This window comes from Gardnerella vaginalis 1500E (assembly GCF_000263595.1).
In the GTDB taxonomy this organism is placed as follows: Bacteria; Actinomycetota; Actinomycetes; order Actinomycetales; family Bifidobacteriaceae; genus Bifidobacterium; species Bifidobacterium vaginale_E.
On record NZ_ADES01000012.1, the window covers coordinates 38,834 to 57,512 of the forward strand.

15 protein-coding genes and 1 pseudogene are annotated in these 18,679 nt (G+C 38.7%); 4 read left to right on the plus strand and 12 right to left on the minus strand.

The genetic code is table 11. The annotated features are described in order from the left end of the window. Positions 1-7: 7 nt before the first annotated feature. Both CGSMWGV1500E_RS02590 and CGSMWGV1500E_RS02585 read right to left on the minus strand, forming a co-directional pair. The gene (locus CGSMWGV1500E_RS02590) at positions 8-2,086 is read right to left on the minus strand and encodes a YhgE/Pip domain-containing protein (protein ID WP_004128310.1); all 2,079 of its coding nucleotides are present in this window, start codon (positions 2,084-2,086) and stop codon (positions 8-10) included. After that, positions 2,076-2,843 (minus strand): ATP-binding cassette domain-containing protein, encoded by a 768-nt coding sequence (locus CGSMWGV1500E_RS02585; RefSeq protein WP_004128311.1) that lies wholly within the window; start codon positions 2,841-2,843, stop codon positions 2,076-2,078. Before CGSMWGV1500E_RS02585 ends, CGSMWGV1500E_RS02590 begins: the two co-directional genes overlap by 11 nt. A gap of 553 nt (positions 2,844-3,396) precedes the next feature. Between CGSMWGV1500E_RS02585 and CGSMWGV1500E_RS02580 the strand changes: the two genes are divergently transcribed. Further along, entirely contained in the window at positions 3,397-4,737 is a 1,341-nt protein-coding gene (locus CGSMWGV1500E_RS02580) for a Na+/H+ antiporter NhaC family protein (protein WP_004128314.1), read from the plus strand. Between the two features lie 461 nt (positions 4,738-5,198). Here the strand turns inward: CGSMWGV1500E_RS02580 and CGSMWGV1500E_RS02575 are convergent, their stop codons facing one another. The 3 genes from CGSMWGV1500E_RS02575 to CGSMWGV1500E_RS02565 all read right to left on the minus strand — a co-directional run bounded on the left by CGSMWGV1500E_RS02575 (position 5,199) and on the right by CGSMWGV1500E_RS02565 (position 8,212). Then, a complete protein-coding gene (locus tag CGSMWGV1500E_RS02575) occupies positions 5,199-6,557 on the minus strand; it encodes a hypothetical protein (protein WP_004128357.1) in 1,359 nt (452 codons plus the stop codon). A 266-nt stretch (positions 6,558-6,823) separates the two neighbouring features. Continuing rightward, positions 6,824-7,663, minus strand: a complete 840-nt coding sequence (locus tag CGSMWGV1500E_RS02570) for a nucleotidyl transferase AbiEii/AbiGii toxin family protein (RefSeq protein ID WP_004128360.1) — start codon at positions 7,661-7,663, stop codon at positions 6,824-6,826. Beyond that, positions 7,664-8,212: a type IV toxin-antitoxin system AbiEi family antitoxin domain-containing protein gene (locus tag CGSMWGV1500E_RS02565; RefSeq protein WP_230455188.1), complete on the minus strand. Its 549-nt coding sequence runs from the start codon at positions 8,210-8,212 to the stop codon at positions 7,664-7,666. A 568-nt stretch (positions 8,213-8,780) separates the two neighbouring features. Here CGSMWGV1500E_RS02565 and CGSMWGV1500E_RS06245 point away from each other — a divergent pair. After that, positions 8,781-9,053, plus strand: coding sequence for a type II toxin-antitoxin system Phd/YefM family antitoxin (locus CGSMWGV1500E_RS06245; RefSeq protein ID WP_004128366.1), 273 nt, complete (start codon positions 8,781-8,783; stop codon positions 9,051-9,053). A gap of 142 nt (positions 9,054-9,195) precedes the next feature. On the opposite strand, the gene CGSMWGV1500E_RS02555 is transcribed toward CGSMWGV1500E_RS06245, so the two are convergent. The 5 genes and pseudogenes from CGSMWGV1500E_RS02555 to CGSMWGV1500E_RS0106065 all read right to left on the minus strand — a co-directional run bounded on the left by CGSMWGV1500E_RS02555 (position 9,196) and on the right by CGSMWGV1500E_RS0106065 (position 14,341). Further along, complete coding sequence (locus tag CGSMWGV1500E_RS02555; RefSeq protein WP_004128369.1) at positions 9,196-10,962, minus strand: ABC transporter ATP-binding protein; 1,767 nt, start codon at positions 10,960-10,962, stop codon at positions 9,196-9,198. 257 nt (positions 10,963-11,219) lie between these two features. Beyond that, the gene (locus CGSMWGV1500E_RS02550; protein ID WP_004128371.1) at positions 11,220-12,029 is read right to left on the minus strand and encodes a nucleoside phosphorylase; all 810 of its coding nucleotides are present in this window, start codon (positions 12,027-12,029) and stop codon (positions 11,220-11,222) included. A gap of 241 nt (positions 12,030-12,270) precedes the next feature. After that, on the minus strand, positions 12,271-12,837 hold the full coding sequence (locus CGSMWGV1500E_RS02545; protein WP_004128374.1) for a LemA family protein: 567 nt from the start codon (positions 12,835-12,837) through the stop codon (positions 12,271-12,273). A gap of 95 nt (positions 12,838-12,932) precedes the next feature. Continuing rightward, complete coding sequence (locus CGSMWGV1500E_RS02540; RefSeq protein WP_004128376.1) at positions 12,933-13,919, minus strand: DUF3137 domain-containing protein; 987 nt, start codon at positions 13,917-13,919, stop codon at positions 12,933-12,935. 1 nt (position 13,920) lies between these two features. Beyond that, positions 13,921-14,341: pseudogene (locus tag CGSMWGV1500E_RS0106065) on the minus strand (GNAT family N-acetyltransferase). Positions 14,342-14,982: 641 nt separating this feature from the next. Here CGSMWGV1500E_RS0106065 and cysK point away from each other — a divergent pair. Continuing rightward, on the plus strand, positions 14,983-15,915 hold the full coding sequence (gene cysK, locus CGSMWGV1500E_RS02535) for a cysteine synthase A (RefSeq protein ID WP_004128383.1): 933 nt from the start codon (positions 14,983-14,985) through the stop codon (positions 15,913-15,915). Positions 15,916-16,030: 115 nt separating this feature from the next. Next, the gene (epsC, locus tag CGSMWGV1500E_RS02530) at positions 16,031-16,870 is read left to right on the plus strand and encodes a serine O-acetyltransferase EpsC (protein ID WP_004128386.1); all 840 of its coding nucleotides are present in this window, start codon (positions 16,031-16,033) and stop codon (positions 16,868-16,870) included. A gap of 4 nt (positions 16,871-16,874) precedes the next feature. On the opposite strand, the gene CGSMWGV1500E_RS02525 is transcribed toward epsC, so the two are convergent. Beyond that, positions 16,875-17,300: a GNAT family N-acetyltransferase gene (locus CGSMWGV1500E_RS02525; RefSeq protein WP_004128389.1), complete on the minus strand. Its 426-nt coding sequence runs from the start codon at positions 17,298-17,300 to the stop codon at positions 16,875-16,877. 118 nt (positions 17,301-17,418) lie between these two features. Continuing rightward, a complete protein-coding gene (sstT, locus tag CGSMWGV1500E_RS02520) occupies positions 17,419-18,675 on the minus strand; it encodes a serine/threonine transporter SstT (protein WP_004128392.1) in 1,257 nt (418 codons plus the stop codon). Positions 18,676-18,679: the final 4 nt, after the last annotated feature.

Genomic DNA, 18,679 nt, shown 5'->3' on the forward strand with positions numbered 1-18,679 from the left:
TTAACGCTTATGCTTCAAGCGTTATTACAGGATGCAAATCAAACATTGTTACAGTGCGCTTCATGCGGCAGGCAATGCTTGTTATAGCAATCGCAATAACGCCGAAAAGAACAAGCATTCCAATGCCAGAGACTATTTCACCACTGTTCTTTCCAGACATTGCTTGACGCAACCCCATAATTGAGTACGTCATTGGCAAGTAAGGGTGAACAGCTCTAAAGAATGCCGGCGTCATTTGTACTGGGAACGTTCCTGCAGAGCTTGTGATTTGCAACATAAGTAGCACAATCGCAACTATTCGCCCTGGTATGCGGAACACCACCATAATCATTTGCATTATAGCCATAAAGACTATTGACGCTATAATCCCCAGCGCGTAGAATGCACCAACATTATCGATTTGCAACTTCAACGCTCCTTGAACAACGCCCATAAGAATAATCGCTTGCACAACGCCCATAAGCACAAACGGCGTCAAGCTAATAAGCGCGCTTTTAAGCGGATTCATGCCGTTTAGTATCGCTCGCCTATCCATAACTCTCAAAACGAATGTTGCCATAAGAGCACCAACCCAAAGGGCGATGGAAATAAAGTAAGGAGCAAAACCAGTTCCATAGTTTTCAACGTGCGAATACTCGTGCTCCTCCAAGGAAACTGGTGCGCTCATCATCTTACTTTTTTGAACAATACCGTTTACTTTTCCAGACTTTTGAGCATCTTTAAGCCCGTCATGCAATTTCTTAGCACCATCAACAAGCTTTGGAGTGTTATCAGATAGCTTCTTAACACCGGAATTAAGCTGATTAGAACCGTTCACTATTTTTGAAGAACCTTGTGCAGCTTCATTCACGCCACTATTTAGCTTCTCACTACCGTTACTTACTTGAGCCAAACCGTCAGCAAGCTTGTTTGTGCCAGCAACTAACTTATTCGAACCAACATTAACTTTCTCCATGCCTTGCATAAGAGCGTCAGCACCGCCCTTTATTTGCAAGCTTCCTGCAGAAAGCTTGTCTGCTCCAGCGCTTAAAGCAGAAAGATTTGTTTCTAGAAGATTAGAATTTTCACCTAATCCTTCTGCCAAACTTTGCAAATTAGCAAGCACGTCTTCCTTTGTTACTGCTGGGTTTTGCGCTTGCATAAGAAGACCAGTAATTTGTGCTTTTGTTTCAGCGTTTCCAGCTTTAACATGTTCTTCTAATTCGTTGCTAGAAGCTGCAAGCTTTTGAGCTCCTTCATAGAATTCGTCTGTTGCAGCCGATAGCCTTTGCGTTCCTTCGCTTAACTGTTGGGCTCCGTTTGCTAAATCTTGCGTTTTTTGTGCAAGATATTGAGCTCCTTCTTTGCTACGAGCATTGGCTTCAGTTAGCGTATTCGCGCCTTTTTGAAGCTCCCCTAATCCGCCTTGAAGTTTTTGCAAAGATTGCGAAAGTTTATTCGACCCATCTGCAAGCTTATTGATTCCGCCTTGCAAAGACTTTGAACCTTCATGCAATGCTCCAGCACCGTTTGCAGCAGCACCAAGAGAATCCGAAGCCGAGTTGACTTTTGCAAACATGTGCTCCCAATACTCTTGAGCAATCGCCTCGCTAATCTCAGTACGCATAGTGCGGAAAGCAGTTTTACCAATTTGCGAAGCCAGCATATTGCTTGCTTGATCATACTTTACGTGAAGCTTTGCTTTAGTAGGAGTATCGTATTGCGCGGAAGCAATGCACTTACTGAAAGAAGCTGGAATAGTTGCCACCATAAAATAATTGCCATTTTTAAGACCCTTATTCGCTTCGGCACTATTTACAAAATTCCATTGGAAACCTTCACTACCGTCTTTTTGATTCTTTAAACGAGTTTTGATTTCGTTTCCAATGTTTCGCATTTTGCCGTTAATCATAGCGCCATTGTCTTCAACAACAACAGCCACAGGCACAGTATCCAAAGTCTTATAAGGATTTGTAAATGCCCATAAGTAAAGCGATCCGTATAAAAGTGGAATCAAAGCTACGGCTCCAATAACAAGCTTTCGAGCTTTTCCTTTCATCATGTTGTTAAGCTCACGAAATGCAAGAGCAATAGTATTAACGCGCATTATTTTCACCACCATTTGCTTCACGTTCACCAAGCTGAGAATCAGTATGAGAATTTTCTGTTTTCTCATTATTTGGCATAAGTCTTAATACTTGATCCGCTTGCTTTTCTAACTCACTTTGCAAAACTCCAACAAGGCAGGAGCAGTAGTTTTTGCTAACGTATTCGCGAATATCGGAAAGTAAGCATTCGCTTTGCTCACTAGTAAGCTCCGTTTCAATTCCATCAACAAATAGCAACCACGGCTTTTTTAGCAAAGCCAACGCAATTGCCAAGCGCATGCGCTCGCACGGAGTCAACTCTCCTATTGCTGTTTTGTGAGGAGAAAATACTTTCCACTGCGCAAGAAGATTGTACGCGTATTGGCGCAATGCTTCGCGATTTTTTACATCATTTTTATACTGTTCGCGAAATAGTGGCGAAGATGATGCGAGTTTTAGCTCACTCATCAAAACTTCTTCTATTGTTTGCGTTTTGTAGAATTCGTTAATTCCGTTGAATAATCCCAATCCCACGTATTGACGAGATTCTTTAAAATCGCTAGGAAGAGTTGCGTCCGCAATAGTAAGAGTTCCGTTCGTAAATTTCATATAACCAGACAGTGCAAGTAGCAAAGCTGATTTTCCAGAGCCGTGTTCGCCTGATATTGCAACGATTTGATGAGCTTCTACTTTTAATGACACATCCCAAAATGGTGTTCTTCTAAATCTTTGTAAACCTAATTCTTTAGCTTCTAAAAGCGTTTTACTATCTTTCATAATTTGTATGTTTGACGCTTGCAATTAAGATATGGCGTAGTATCTTTTTTGCTTAGAGCGCCAGGCATTCCTCCTTACTCTAAATACTCTAAATAACTTATTTGCAGTTTTCAGTTTTCAGTTTTCAGTTTTTAGTTTTCAGTTTTTTGTTTATTGTTTATTTTTGGATTTTCGCAATTAGCAAAACAATTTTTAATTTTCACATTGCTTTATCGCTATTTTTCAGCGGTAAACTCACGTTGCAATGCTGCAATAAAACGGTGCAAAACCGAACATTTGGTGATTTATCAATTCTTCACCACTAATCACTTAGAATACTCTTTTGTGCAAACAATTGTTGAGTTACACTAATTTTTTTATTTAATTGTTTATACTTTATATTTATTTAAGAAACAAGTTGTAAACACTTCCATGCTATATTGTCTTTAATTACTAAATGTAAGAAATACATATGTAAGAATACGTATGCAAAAATACAGACGTAGGCAATACGAAATAAAACGTATTGCTTCAAACAATATATTAAATTCAAGCATTTAAAGGGGTGAACGGCATGCTAAGTTTGCAAATTTTAAATATTATATTTAATCCGGTTATTGTGTCGGTTGTAGTGCTATGCGCACTTAGTCTTGCAAAACTTAATGTTTTGCTATCAATGATAGTAGCTTGCGTTGCAGGTGGCATTGCCGGTCATCTTCCGCTTTTTGGAGATGGAAATCACACGATTATGGCGTTGCTTTGCGACGGTTTCTCCACCAATGCGCAAACTGCGCTCGCCTACATTTTGCTTGGTACTTTTGCGGAAGCAATTACAGCAACCGGTTTGGCTCAAATTATTTCTAAAAAAATTAGCAAAATTATTGGCATGAAAAAGTACGCTCTACTTGCAGTACTAACTCTAATTGCGTGCATGTCTCAAAATATTGTGCCAGTTCACATTGCTTACATTCCTATTCTTATTCCGCCGATTTTACGAATTATGAACGAACTTAAGATTGACCGCCGAGCAGCTGCATGCTGTACTGCTTTTGGTCTTGAAGTTCCGTACATTGCCATTCCGTTTGGATTTGGCTTAATTTTCCAAACTGTTATTGCTACGAATCTTTCTAAAAACGGTATGAAGGTTAGCGTTGCAGACGTTAGCGCCGTGAACTGGTATTTAGGCGCTGCAATGCTCGCAGCACTACTGTTTGCAGTTTTTGTTCTATACAGAAAGCCTCGCGAATATGAAACTACTGAGGCAGATACTAAAGCCGCAGACGCTGTTGTTAGACCTCTTAACAAACGCCACTACGTAACCATTCTTGCAATTATTGTTGTTGTAGTAGTGCAAGTTATTAGTAAGGATCTTTCGCTTTCTTCTCTTGCAGGTCTTGCAACTATGATTATTTTTGGAGCAGTTGCATGGAAGGATATTGATAAGCAGCTTGCCGGCGGTGTAAAACTCATGGGTCTTATTGCTTTCGTTATGCTTATTGCTGGCGGCTACGCTAACGTTATTCAAGCAACAGGCGGAGTTGAGGAGCTTGTGCACTTGGGTGTTGCAGCTATGGGACAGAACAAAATTATTGCCGCGTTTGTGATTACGATTATTGGTTTGCTTGTTACTATGGGCATTGGCACTTCCTTTGGCACAGTTCCTATTCTTGCGGTTTTGTTCGTGCCTCTTTGCCAGAGCATTGGTTTTAGCACTCCTGCAACGATTCTTCTTATGTCTTCTGCTGCAGCTCTTGGAGACGCAGGCTCCCCTGCTTCCGACACCACGCTCGGGCCTACTGCCGGCTTAAACGCGGACGGTCAACACAGTCATATTTGGGATACTTGCGTTCCAACATTCCTTATTTTCAATATTCCGCTTATGGCTGCCGGCATTGTAATATCACAGTTTATTTAGCAGATTATTTCCGAGAACACGGCAAGTAAAAACGCAACTAGCAAATAATTGCAACTAGCGAATAACGCAAGTAACCAATAAACGCCAGTAGAGTTGAAATAAACTCCCTGGCGTTTGTTTTTAACCAATCAACCAATCAACCCAAAGTGGTCGATTGCAAAGTGGCCAATCGCTGCAAATTTACAACGATTGGCCACTTGAGCCACACATAGACACTCGCGCAGTACGCAATCTGCATAAGTGCCCCAAAAATAGGCAAAATCAGATACTCGCGCAGAAACCATACTGCACCAATGTCCCAAAATAGCCAAACAGAGACCCTAACGCAGAAACACGCAAATCTACCGGACATTTGTCAATCGAAACGAAAGCATACCTCACTTGCGTTGAAAGCACAAAGAACAACGCTTAGGCACGCAACAAAAATCACACGACATCGGTAATTCTCTAGACAGAAGGTACTACTTAATTTTAAAGTTCTTGACTATTTCGTCTATCTCGCTACTATCCTGGCCTTTCGCAACAGCAAACGGGCGTTCAACATTGTGCGCTACAATTCTGAATGGCATCAAATGTTTGTTTTTATTACGCAAAATATTAACTTGCTCAATTGGCGATTCACCTATCATCCTATTGCCCTTTTCCTCATTAAAATCTCCATCACCACCAAAATACTTACGGCCATTGGGCATATAAATAGCATCTATATATAAATCAAACTTATTGGGATCAGTCTTCGACGGAACAACTACCTCGGTAAATGTATCATAATCTTGCAGTTCAGTGCTATGAAAACCGGCGCCTATACCAACCACACCGCCCGGAGTAACTTGAACTCTAGCAAATCCTTGCTTATACAGCATATACCACGCAACACTGATTAAACTATCGCGATGTGCCGATTCGCTCAAAGTCACCGGATTACCATCTTTATCAACATAAACTGAACTGCCATCCTGTCGCAGTACATTCTGGCGAGTACCAATTAACACTAATCCTGAATTTCTTGGATTCTTTTCATCATCACACAAAGCATCGTAACCCATAAAGTTACTATCCTGGACCTGTTTCAAAAATATTAGTTGGCTATTAGAAACTAACATATTTTTACTATCGTCAAAAAAGTTTTCCCCTCTATCATAGCTCAAGTCAGGATCAACTACTTTACAATAGCTTTTATATAACTTATCCATACTATCTTCATCGATGTCGTTATTTACCACATCATTTTTCAAGATTGGGCCAAGCTGACCCTTCTCAGCGCTAGATTCTACTACAATTTGACTGGCACTCAGATAGTCTTCCGACATATTAAGATCACGTTCAAAACCATTCTCATCGAACTTATCTTTATCGGTTACAGGATTGTAAGCGTGCAACCCATTACCTTCTAGCTCTTTGCGAGACCATACGGCATAATCCCCCAAAACACCGTCTTTATCGCGCCCCTGAAATAACCAACTAACTCTAGTCGCCACACCACCGATAAACTCGCGCGGCCCCTTAAACACAGTAAATACAACTAATAGCACAGCACACACAACACCAGCTGCAATCAAGCCATTAATCAATTCCTGCCGTTTTTGCAATTGCTTCTTGTTTTGCGGATTGTTCTGCACAAAATTGTAACTGTTCGCGTTAATTGCATTATATGGAACGTACTGTTTTACATTATTATCGGAATATGCCCCTGCACCATTCGAATTTACATTAGTGTTGTTTTGGGTTGGCTGATTCTGACTACTAGAGTAATAGTTATTTTGATTATTTGAATCATAGTTACTCTGGTCGTTCGAGCCATTCTGATTAAACTGTTCCATCTCTACCTTTTCTCTAAATCTATACAATCTAAATTACACATAATCATTAAATAAAAACAGATTATGCATAAAATTTATTCTGCAAAATTTTAAAGCAAAGAAAACACTGCAAGTAACAACGCAATTCCTTAAAATGTAGCGAAAAAGCAGGTCGCATTGCAGAAAAGTGGCCAATCGCTGCAAATTTACAACGATTGGGAACTATCGCACGTCTCCCAATGATTTAGAAAAGCCAGCAATCACTTCAAGTATTTCAATGCAAAATTCTATTCAACCAATTTCAACAACACATCCAAACTTAGTAACACACTGCTAAAATCAATGTCTTTAGCATAAGAATATTTACGCTGATATGACAACCACAATAAAGAAAGTCTTTCATCACAAGCAATACTTTCATAAATAGATTTAAGATTATCTATAATATTTTCAGTTTTACGATTTTCACAAGTTGCATGAAAAGCACGCTTAAGAATCTCCCTATCAACCTCTTTCTTATGTGAAACAAGCAGCACGTGAACATCATAAAAATCTCTCATACGCGTATTAAGAATTCCGCGCGATAAAATGGTTTGTAGCTTTTCCGCAAACACTGTTTCAATATTGTAAGAAAGAATAGAAATAGAACGGTCTTCCAACATCAGCTTATAGTCATACTCAATTGCGCGTGGTGTAATAGTAGCTCCAGTAGAAACATCAATTTTTATTGGCGTTATCATTCTTCCAATACGCGAATCAAGCGCAAAACGAATACCTGGATATTCCATATCATCCATAATCTTCATTACGCTTTTAATAGTAAAATCAACTCCATCGTCTATGTCTATACGAGATATATCCTCAATCATTTTTTTCGTATTCTCAAGAGACAAATCATAATTTTGAATAGTCGTATCTATATCCATAGTGGATCGCATAGAAATACCAAGCAAAGACGTTACTAGAACACCGCCTTTTACAATAAAATTGTTGCGATATTTTGAAACTGACACACGCTCTAAGTAGCGTTCCATCATGTAAAGACGCATTAGCACGCGAGGATCTGCGCTATTTTGTTCTGCGAGGTTTTTGATTCTACCTCTTATTTGTGCATCCGTTAAACCCACTTATAGTAACACCTCAAAATACTTGCGAACAACATTGTTTACTCTAAAAAGTTTCGCATATTCCATCAACAAATTGAGATCTTTGTCTGGTCTAGCAATATAAGATTTTAAGATTGTATTAAATTCTTGAATCTCAATTAAATTTCTGCTTCTAAACGCGTCACAAACAGTTCTTTCAAGATTATACATTGGCACTTTATTACCGAGATTATCCGTGACTAAAATCTTTCCAACTTCAAGCAATTCCTTTTTTACGCTATAAACTTTCACATTGCACGACGCTTTCAGTCGGTGAGCATTAAAACCACTGTAAACAGTAATAGTGTGAGTAATTGGCTCCATATCAACCAATCCATGATAAAAGAAAGCTTCGTCGTGAGAAAAAACAGCGGACGGCGAACGCTTATGAATAAGAAGCAACTCATCTACCCAGGAGTATTTAGACGCGTATATTCCACCGCTTAACTGTTCTAGTTCATTATCTTTAACGAATTTATAAAACTTATATTTTGACAGTCCGCAAGATTTTGCTTCTTTTAAAGTAAGCATATTGCTGCTATTAGCATTTAATAATGTAGCGATAACACTCACCGTCCTTTCGTGCATATATTGTAACTTATATTAGCACGATTGGATGAATTATATAAATTTCATTATCCCATTACCATCACGATTACTATCACGATTACTATCAAGATTTACGCTAATAGAATTCTGTGATTACCACACAGCAATACTTTATGACATGTTTACGCTGATTTCATATGTAGCATCAGCATAAACGTATCAAATACGCAAACAAATCTCAAAGTAACTAAACACAAATCAGCCAATAGAAGACTTCAAAGTTCCCAAACTCCAAAGTACCCAAACCCCAAAAACTATACAATCGCTGCAAATTTGCACTTAATGGCTACTAGAATTACAAAAATCGAAACTATAAAGGCAATAATCTAAAGAAATAATCATATAATATCTTTAGATTACATTAGACTGATTTAATAATTTATTTATGCACATAAAACAAAACTAGATAAGATAATTCAAAAAAAAAATAATAAAAATAGACAACCCCACCAAAGCAATAAAATAACAATCATCTCAAAGGACACGCACTATGCCAACTATTAAATCAAGCACAGATTTACGCAATAACTACAACGAAATATCAACATTCTGCCACGAAACAAAAGAACCAGTTTTCATTACAAAAAACGGTCGCGGAGACTTAGCCGTAATGAGCATCGACTTATTCAACAAGTTCATAAGCAAATATGAACTATACAGGTCACTATCTCAAAGCGAGGCTGATTTTAACAACAATCGCACATTATCTTTTGAAGAATCAATGCGAAACTTAAGAGAAGAACTCAACAATGGCGCAAAATAACCAAAAATCAGACAATCGCTGCAAATGCCTAAACCAACAAAGTAGCCAACTACTGCAAATTCGCACTTAATGGCTACTAACACTGGCTCAGAATCTATTGCACTAAATTGCACAGCGCATTGCAACAATCCACACCACAGCCTCACATAGACACAGTGTAAAGCGAGTAGAAGTAAGCTTTCTGATTCATAAGATCCTCAAAGCTTCCGCGCTCAATAAGCTCGCCGCTTTTCATCACAAGAATCTCATCATATTGCTTAAGCGAATTAGCATCCAAGCGGTGAGTTACCACGAGTCGAAGAATTCCTTGCAAATCCAAGATAGATTGCGTTACATTCGCGCTCGTCTCGTTATCTAACGCGCTCGTTGCCTCATCAACCAGCAGAATCTCGGACTTTTTTAGCAAGCTTCGCGCAATAGCAATACGCTGCTTTTCGCCGCCAGAAAGATGACCGCCGTTCTCGCCGCACTGATAATCCTTGCCTTTAGCAGCAATCAAATCATCCAAACCAGCCAGGTGAATCACGCAATCCACTTCCGCATTCGGGAACGGCTTAAAAAGCGTAATATTATCTAAAATCGAAGCATCAAACATAAACACAGACTGCTGCATAAGAGTAGTCTTATCGTAAAGAGAACTCTTGCTCACATTGCTAAGCTCGTGATTATCCAACTTCACACTACCTTCATAATCCTTGTAGTAGCCCATAAGCAGATTGATTAAACTACTCTTACCAGCTCCAGAAGGTCCTACTATTGCATAAGATTTTCCAGCTTGCAAAGTTAGATTTACATTTTTCAATACTTTATGATCCGCGTCATAAGCGTACGAAACATCGCGCAAAACAACGCTTTTAATAGAATCGTCAATGATCTCGCCAGAATCTTCCTTAGCGTTACTCATATAATCAGCCATCTTGCTAATAAGCTTCTTAGCGCCCTTCATCTCGCCAAGCATTTGCGGAAGAGTTGCAATAGGCTGAAGCACGCCATTCATCAAATTAGTGAAAGCTAACACCATTCCAGCAGTAATAACACCAATATGAGCGTTAACCATCCAAGCACCAATAAGCATCACGCCAAGCTGAGTTCCAAGACTTGAAATAGTACCAAGAGCAGAAACAGTAGTCATCGTTTTTTCGCGAAGATTCTTCGTATGCTCAAGCTCCATCGACTGATTCTGATAACGGTTAATAACCTCCTGCTCCGCCTTAAAACTCTTAATAACCGAAACGCCGTTCAAAACATCCTTCGTTAAGGCTGTATAAGACTCGTTAGACTTAGAAACCTGCTCCTCGCGAGTGGCAATTCCGTTAGCTGTAAGAATCGAGCACGCCATTGGAAGCACAGAAATAATAAGAGCAATAACAGTGAGCAATGGACTATAATAAATCATAAGAGCCAGCGAACTTACAAGCATAAGAACGTCTTGAACAAAGTCAAAAATCTTCTTCAAATACTTTTCTTGAATACGCTCGCAATCATTAGTAAGAACAGAAAGATACGTGCCGGAATTCGCAAGCGAAAAATCACTATAACTCTTTTTTAAAAGCTTCTTAATAACAGACTCTTTATACTGATTCATTGCTTTTTCAAGAAAGCGAGGATACGCACTGCGCTTCAACGCGAAAATCAGGGAGATTGAAAGCATAAATGAAACGACAAGCAGCAAAATAGTAGTTAAAGAGAAGGATCCTTTGCCTGCCATATAGTCGAAAATAATTTGCAAAATCCAAGAAATAGCAGTGTAAATCATAGACAAGGCAATAAAAACTATCATCGAAAGAAAAGCTACAAGTTTGTTTTCCTTGAAAAATAGTTTTACGTAATTTTTTACGTCTGGATGTAGTTTGGATGATTGCTGATTCGCGGGCGATTGCTGATTTGCTGTATTGTCAGTTTTGTTCATTCTCGCTACCTCTCACTTCCTTTATATCTATTTGCTATTCTTGCTATTTTTACTATTTTTCGCTAATAGCATTTTCGCAGCTAGCATTTTCGTTTCCATTTTGCCGATTCGCTCGCTACAAAGCATTGAAAGCTACACTATCATACTTATCCTGATTGGTCATGCTTATCTGCTTGATAACACCTATAAATGCTTAAACACACTTATACGTAATGCTTGCTAGAAATAATAAGCATAGAGTTAAAAAAAAAATCAAATCAAATACGCAACACCGCTTCAATACAAAGCTCAAGCGCATACGCTTTAGAATCCCCGCCCCAATTGCGCTCATCATAATTTTCAACATCGTGCAAAGTATCTGCAGTGTAAAGGATCTCACCCCAAACAATCTCACGCATTTGTGCACACGCCGCTAAAGCAGAACACTCCATTTCAACAACCGCGCATCCCTCCTGCTTACGACTGGAAACTTTCCCCTTAGTTTCACGGAAGAACCCATCCGTAGTCCACGTTTTAACTTCATGATAAGGCAAATTATGCGCTTGCAAAGTTTGCAAAATAGCACGTCTCGAGCGCTCTGAAACATCAACATAACGACTTGGAGGCAAATAATGATAAGAAGTCCCCTCATCCCTTAAAGCTTTATACGGAACCAGAAAAACATTTTCCGCATAATCAACTAGCGACCCACAAGAACCAGCACTAACAACTTCCCTAACGCCGTAAGAAATCAACCAATCTAAGATCTGAACAGCAGCAGGAGCGCCAACTGGAGCCTGTACTAAGCAGATTTTTTGCGTTTCTTCTTCTACTTCACTGCTTGCATCTTCCTTTACTTTTTTCTCTACTTTCTCTTCCAAAACATATATTGGATATACTTTAGTTGCAGATTCAAAATTTGCTACAATCGTAGCTTTCCTGCTTAAAGCATACTGATCGATTTCATCGCCTAAGAAAGCAAAAACCGCTTTAGATGGAAGCTTAACAGAAATATTATCGTGATTTGGCATAATAACCGCACTTTTATCGGAATCATACTCTAAAATCGGCAAATCATATTCTGCCATACAATCAGCTCCTTCATAAGATCAGCTCCATCCTACAAGTAACTCAATCCTATACACAAATACACGCATTAGTACACGAAAATCACAAAGTAGCCAATCGAAATGAAGATTTTTGCTGTTTGCGGCAATTTTCTTCACTGGGCACATATGCAAACCAACAGACAGCCAATCACAAAGTGGCCAATCGATGCAAATTTACAACGATTGGCCACTTCATACACTACCCAGCTCAATATTCCATCTAACTCAATATGCTGTCAATATTCTTCTTATCGTTTAAATCATCCTCGCTAAGAAAATCCATCTGCTTTATTCCGCTTAAGTTTGCAATAAGCGAAACTGGGAATGTAACAATATTTTGATTAAGCGTGCTGATATTACTATTGACGATTCTTTTTGCCGCCGCAAGCTGCTCATTTTCGTCGTTTATTTCTTCCTGCAAGTTCAAAAATTGTTCAGAAGACTTTAATTCCGGATAAGCTTCCGCCAAAGCAAAAATCTTCCCTATTGCATGATTCTGATTTTTGATTACCGAACTAGAATCCGCTGAACCCAATCCCTCTCTTAAACTAACCAAATCCACTAATGTTGTTTTTTCATACTTTGCAAACGACTGCGCAACTTTAAGCATTTGGCAAATCGTATCGTATCTTTTGGCGAGCGCAATATCAACGTTTTTCTGCGACTCTTCTATAATCACCCTATATTTTCTTAGCCTATTTAACGTGCCAATAAACCAGGCAATAAGCACTACAAGCACTATTGCAACACAAATTAGCACAGTGTTCTTATCCATAAAGTCACCCATAATGTCTCCTTTAGTTCTAGTATTTTCTAATTTTTCAATTCGCTAGTATTGCAATTTACTAGTTTCTACTTTTGTAATTTCTACTTTTGCAATTTTTACTTTTGTAATTTCTCTCTAATTAAGTTAATTATTTCGTAATACTCAGCCAAAACATCTCTAAATCTTTCATATTCTCTTATTAAAGATAAGTTTTCTACTCCAGATTCTCCTGGAGCACCGAATAAATACCAACCAGAGTCAAAAGCCGCAATAATATGCTCACCATCTAGGTATAAGCAAACTCGCATTCTTTTTTGCAAATTATTCAATATTTCTATAAAACTTGGATCTAATACCAGTTTTGTATAAAAATCGTCTGTAGAGAAGATTGAATACGAGTTATTAAAGTCAATGGATTCTGTTTGAACTTCGCTCTCCTCTTTTGTTTTTCTACCATAGTATCCATTTAGTTTTTGCCCCATAAAGCTCTTTCCAGTAACGGGGACGATTCTAATGTGGCCATTTATGTTGGTTTTTGAGTTTATTAATAAGACTTGCCCAATAAAATCCGTTTTTTTAACACTTTTTCCACTTTCGCTTCTAGAAAAGTGGATTGCTTGCATATTTGAAAATTCAGTTTTAAATTCATCGCCAAAAATTATGTGTTTACTTGAATAATACCTACTAGATATTGGCAGAAGATTATTAAAAATACTACTGTCCATTCCTTCGGAATTGTTTAATACTGTTCCAGGCAGAATCGCATTCAAAATCGGCGTTAAAACATTATCCGAATATAGGGCATCTACATCAACCTTATTATTTACAAAAAACTTACCTGCAAAGCAAACAACAAAAACAACTACTATTAGCAAATAATATTTGTAACGAGAGTAATCAATATTTGGAAAATAGTTATACAAAGCGCCTAAAACCATTACTACCGGTATTAATGGAATTAGACGAACTGGATCAAAAGAATTATTTTTTACGCCTTCTTTTAAAGCGCTTAATTTTCCTTGTATTTGGGGAGATTGTTCTATTCGCGCGAGTCTGTTTAAAACTTCTGGATTTGTAAATACGCTACCATATTTTACATTCATGTCATCTCCCTTTTATAAAACCGCAGCAATCAATTTCTGAAAACTCAATAAAACCAGCTGACTTATAAAAAGCAATAGTTTTTTCAGTGCAATCCGTAGTCAACTGAATTTGACGAACGTTAGGATAATAATCCACAATCGCTTTTAACAAAGCAGACCCTATCCCCTGCCTTTGGTACTCAGGCAAAACGAGAATATCCTGAATAAAAAACAACCGTGTACCCGTCACCAACAGCCCTAATAATGCCAACTAGCTCATCATTTTTATAAGCAGCTAAAACCTTGAGCGAATTATTAAAACCATTTTCCAAAGCAACTAAATCATCTGTGTACGCAGACCAACCAACGGAATCATACAGCCTTGGAATATCTTTGCTATTATACTTTTTGTACTCTTTTATTTGCACGTCTGTTAAATTCATTTACAACAACGCCTCCGAATACTGTGAAATCAACGTTGAAACCCTAAATTTTCTAGCGTAATAACTCAGTATATCAAGTCTCCTATCTCTTTAACATAGGACTTTAATGCGCCAACTGCACCAGTGTCCAAAAACAGGCAAAATCAGACACTCGCGCAGAAAAAGGAGTACATATCAAAGTTTGACAAACACAAATCAAGTTTGACAAACACAAATCCATTCGCTATAGTCTTCACTTATCACCATTTCGACGAGTAAAGGAGTGCACATGTATCATACAAATATGATGACAAATTGTTGTTGTAACGTATGCTGTTGCGCATTTCTTAATCGAAATGATGTTTGCAAACACTAAGTATGCATCATCTAGCCTGTGTTAAAAGCATTTACATTAAAACACAGCAAATTACGATTCAAGAAACAGCGCGCTGTTTCTTTTTTTATGCCAAAATTCGAATATAAAATCTTAAAAAGATAACAATCTAATACGGATTAGATATTAAACAGATAAATGGCATCTTCAGAAACAACTAATAAAACGGTAGTCGCTTTACTAATAAAAATTGTTTTTAAAAATTAAAAACAAATCAAATTAAACAAAACAAAAAAACAAGTAAAACAAACAAGTAAGGGGAAATATTATGTCTAACATCTACAAGTCCGTGCAAGAACTCGTAGGCCACACTCCACTTCTGGAGCTTACTCACATTGAAAAAGAGTACAATCTAGCAGCAAAAATACTTGTAAAACTCGAATACTTCAACCCAGCAGGCTCCGTAAAAGACCGCATTGCAAAACAGATGATCGAAGAAGCAGAAAACGCAGGCACGCTTAAACCAGGCTCAGTAATTGTTGAGCCAACTTCTGGAAATACTGGCATCGGTCTTTCAATGATTGCTCAAACAAAAGGATACAAAAGCATTATTGTTATGCCAGAAAGCATGTCTATTGAACGCCGAAAACTTATGAAAGCATACGGCTCCGAACTCGTGCTCACACCAGCTAAAGATGGAATGAAAGGCGCAATTGCCAAAGCAAAGGAAATCGTTGAAAACACGCCAAACGCGTGGACTCCAGGACAGTTTACTAATCAAGCAAACGTGCACGCGCACTACAAAACAACCGGTCCAGAAATTTGGCAAGACACTGACGGAAACGTGGATATTCTCATTGCTGGCGTTGGAACAGGCGGCACAATCACCGGTACTGGCACTTATTTAAAGGAACAAAATCCGCATCTGGAAGTAATCGCAGTAGAACCAGCCGACTCCCCTGTGCTCGCAGGCGGCAAGCCAGGAGCACACAAGATTCAAGGAATCGGCGCAGGATTCGTGCCGGACGTCCTCAACCAAAACATTTATGATCGCATTGTTCACGTAACGAATGAAGACGCAATCGAAAACGGCAAGCTTATAAGCAAAAAAGAAGGCGTCCTCGTAGGTATTTCTTCCGGAGCAGCAGTTTGGACAGCAATTCAAGAAGCAAAAAGAGAAGAAAACGCTGGCAAAACCATCGTTGCAATACTTCCAGATTCCGGAGATCGCTACTTGTCAACGCCTTTGTTTGCAGAATAATGCTATGCAATAATGATAATAATAAATGATGTTTTGAAAGTGCGTTTTTAGTAGATTTACAAGCGCACTTTCGAACACTCGAATAAAACAAGCAAGAGAATAATAGGAGAAATGTATGAGTGATCGCCTTGACCTTATAAATCAACTCAACTCAATTCACGATTCAGACATAAGGCAAGCTACATTCATACCTAATTACCGCAATATTATTGCACTCATACATGCGACTCAGTCTCTACTTTTGCCTGAGTTGCATGTGCGCAATTTAAGCAACGATACTACGCAACTCAATATTAGTTTGAATACTGTTACTTCAAACGCTTTGGACACTATAGAACGCATTATATTCCACGAACTTCAATCCTACACAAACGACGCAGTTAAAATTCGAGAAACTTGCAATCAATTTATAAATACTCTTCCTACAATTAAAAAGTTACTTTTAACAGATATTCAAGCCATGTATGAAGGCGATCCTGCTTGCACAAGCAAAGTAGAAGTCACACTCGCATACCCAGGTTTTTATGCAATGCTTATTCACCGCACAGCTCACGCACTCTACGAACTTAACGTACCGCTAATTCCTAGACTTATGAGCGAATATGCACACAGAAAAACTGGAATTGACATTCATCCAGGAGCAAAAATTGGCGCATATTTTTGCATTGATCACGGAACTGGCATTGTAATCGGCGAAACAACTGTAATCGGCGAGCATGTTAAGCTTTACCAAGGCGTAACGCTGGGTGCAAAAAGTTTTGCGCTAGACGAGGATGGGAATCCTGTAAAAGGCGGAAAGCGGCATCCAAATATTGGAAATAATGTTGTAATTTACGCGAACGCAACAATCTTAGGCGGAGAAACCACAATAGGAAGCGGAAGTATAATCGCAGCAAACGCGTGGATAAACCGCAGCATTCCTGCAAACACAACCTACCACTTCCCTAAAGCATAATACGCTATAATGCTCTGTCTTTTATAAAACCGCAGCACTCGATTTCTGATAACTCAATAAAACCAGCAGATTTATAAAAAGCAATAGTTTTTTCAGTACAATCCGTGGTTAATTGAATTTGACGAACATTAGGATAACAATCCACAATCGCCTTTAACAAAGCAGAGCCTATTCCCTGCCTTTGATACTCTGGCAAAACAAGAATATCCTGAATAAGAACAACAGTGTATCCATCGCCAACAGCTCTAGCAATTCCAACCAGCTCGTCATTTTTATACGCAGCTAAAACCTTGAGCGAATTGTTAAAGCCATTTTCTAAAGCAACTAAATCATCTGTATACGAAGACCAACCAACAGAATCATATAGTCTTAAAATATCTTCGCCATTATATTTTTCGTACTCTTTTATTTGAACATCTGCTAGATTCATTTACAATAACACCTCGCAAAACATAGCAAAAGTGCGCGATCTAAAACGTAAGAACGTAAGAACGCGCACTAATAATAATACTTAATAACAGATGCAACCGCTACAACAGCTACAACAGCTACTTTTTAAGTTGCACTGGTTCGTGGTCTTTGCCCATCTTAAACTTAAGACCCGCACGCTGCCACATGCGATATTCGCCAACTGCCGTAAAGAGAACATCTGTGGAAGAGTTAAGTGCAGTTTCGAAAGAATCCTGCAAAACGCCAATAATAAGGCCAATAGCAACTACTTGCATAGCAATATCATTTGAAATACCAAACGACGAGCATGCAAGAGGTATGAGCAAAAGCGAACCACCTGCTACACCAGATGCGCCTGCAGCGGAAACTGCAGAAAGCGCAGACAAAATCACAGCTGTTGGAATATCAACGTAAATCCCAAGAGTGTGAGCAGCACATAAAGCCATAATCGAAATCGTTATAGCAGCACCACTCATATTAATGGTTGATCCAAGTGGTATAGAAACAGAGTAATTGTCTTTATTAAAACCGAGTTTTTCGCACAAATTCATATTTACAGGAATATTTGCAGCAGAAGAACGCATAAAGAACGCTGTAACTCCAGAATCGCGCAATGTTCTCAATACAAGAGGATACGGATTCTTGCCAGTAAGCACAAAAACAAAAATAGGATTTACAATCAAAGCAACAACAGCCATAGTGCCTACTAACAAGGCAATAACGGAACCGTATTCACTAAAAATACGAAGACCATTGCTTGCCACTGTTGTATAAACAAGACCCATAATGCCAAAAGGTGCTGCGTTAATAATCCAGTGAACAATTTTTCCAATAGCAGACGAAACGTTGTCAAAGAATGCTTTAGTAGAAGGCTCAGCCAAGCGAAGTGCTACACCAAACGCGATTGCCCAGAATAAAATACCAATAAAGTTTCCCTTAGCAAGAGCATCTACAGGGTTTACAACAATATTTAGCACAAGAGAATTAAGAACTTCGCCGATTCCTTGAGGAGACGGCGAAGACGCTGCTGCAACATGAGCAAAAGTGAAGTCAACAGGGAAAATCATGGCTGCACATACAGCTATAAGGCTTGCAATAAACGTAGAAAGTGCATACAACACGATTACAAGCTTCATGTTTCCAACACTTTTTGCTTTTGCAAGCGCACCAATCACAAGGCAAAATACCAAGATAGGCGCAACGGATTTAAGTGCGCTCACAAACAGCTTTCCCATAAGATCTAGCACATAAACGTGAGCTGGCACAAAAATGCCAAGTGCAGCGCCTAGAAAAAGACCAATAACAATACGCAGAATAAGGTCAATGTTATTCCACTTTTGAATAATCTTGTGCATGAGA

Bases quoted from the DNA above. Each gene is read 5' to 3' on its own strand.
- CGSMWGV1500E_RS02590 (WP_004128310.1), bottom strand. From the start codon at position 2,086: ATGCGCGTTAATACTATTGCTCTTGCATTTCGTGAGCTTAACAACATG.
- CGSMWGV1500E_RS02585 (WP_004128311.1), bottom strand. From the start codon at position 2,843: ATGAAAGATAGTAAAACGCTTTTAGAAGCTAAAGAATTAGGTTTACAA.
- CGSMWGV1500E_RS02580 (WP_004128314.1), top strand. From the start codon at position 3,397: ATGCTAAGTTTGCAAATTTTAAATATTATATTTAATCCGGTTATTGTG.
- CGSMWGV1500E_RS02575 (WP_004128357.1), bottom strand. From the start codon at position 6,557: ATGGAACAGTTTAATCAGAATGGCTCGAACGACCAGAGTAACTATGAT.
- CGSMWGV1500E_RS02565 (WP_230455188.1), bottom strand. From the start codon at position 8,212: ATGCTTACTTTAAAAGAAGCAAAATCTTGCGGACTGTCAAAATATAAG.
- CGSMWGV1500E_RS06245 (WP_004128366.1), top strand. From the start codon at position 8,781: ATGCCAACTATTAAATCAAGCACAGATTTACGCAATAACTACAACGAA.
- CGSMWGV1500E_RS02555 (WP_004128369.1), bottom strand. From the start codon at position 10,962: ATGAACAAAACTGACAATACAGCAAATCAGCAATCGCCCGCGAATCAG.
- CGSMWGV1500E_RS02550 (WP_004128371.1), bottom strand. From the start codon at position 12,029: ATGGCAGAATATGATTTGCCGATTTTAGAGTATGATTCCGATAAAAGT.
- CGSMWGV1500E_RS02545 (WP_004128374.1), bottom strand. From the start codon at position 12,837: ATGGGTGACTTTATGGATAAGAACACTGTGCTAATTTGTGTTGCAATA.
- CGSMWGV1500E_RS02540 (WP_004128376.1), bottom strand. From the start codon at position 13,919: ATGAATGTAAAATATGGTAGCGTATTTACAAATCCAGAAGTTTTAAAC.
- cysK (WP_004128383.1), top strand. From the start codon at position 14,983: ATGTCTAACATCTACAAGTCCGTGCAAGAACTCGTAGGCCACACTCCA.
- epsC (WP_004128386.1), top strand. From the start codon at position 16,031: ATGAGTGATCGCCTTGACCTTATAAATCAACTCAACTCAATTCACGAT.
- CGSMWGV1500E_RS02525 (WP_004128389.1), bottom strand. From the start codon at position 17,300: ATGAATCTAGCAGATGTTCAAATAAAAGAGTACGAAAAATATAATGGC.
- sstT (WP_004128392.1), bottom strand. From the start codon at position 18,675: ATGCACAAGATTATTCAAAAGTGGAATAACATTGACCTTATTCTGCGT.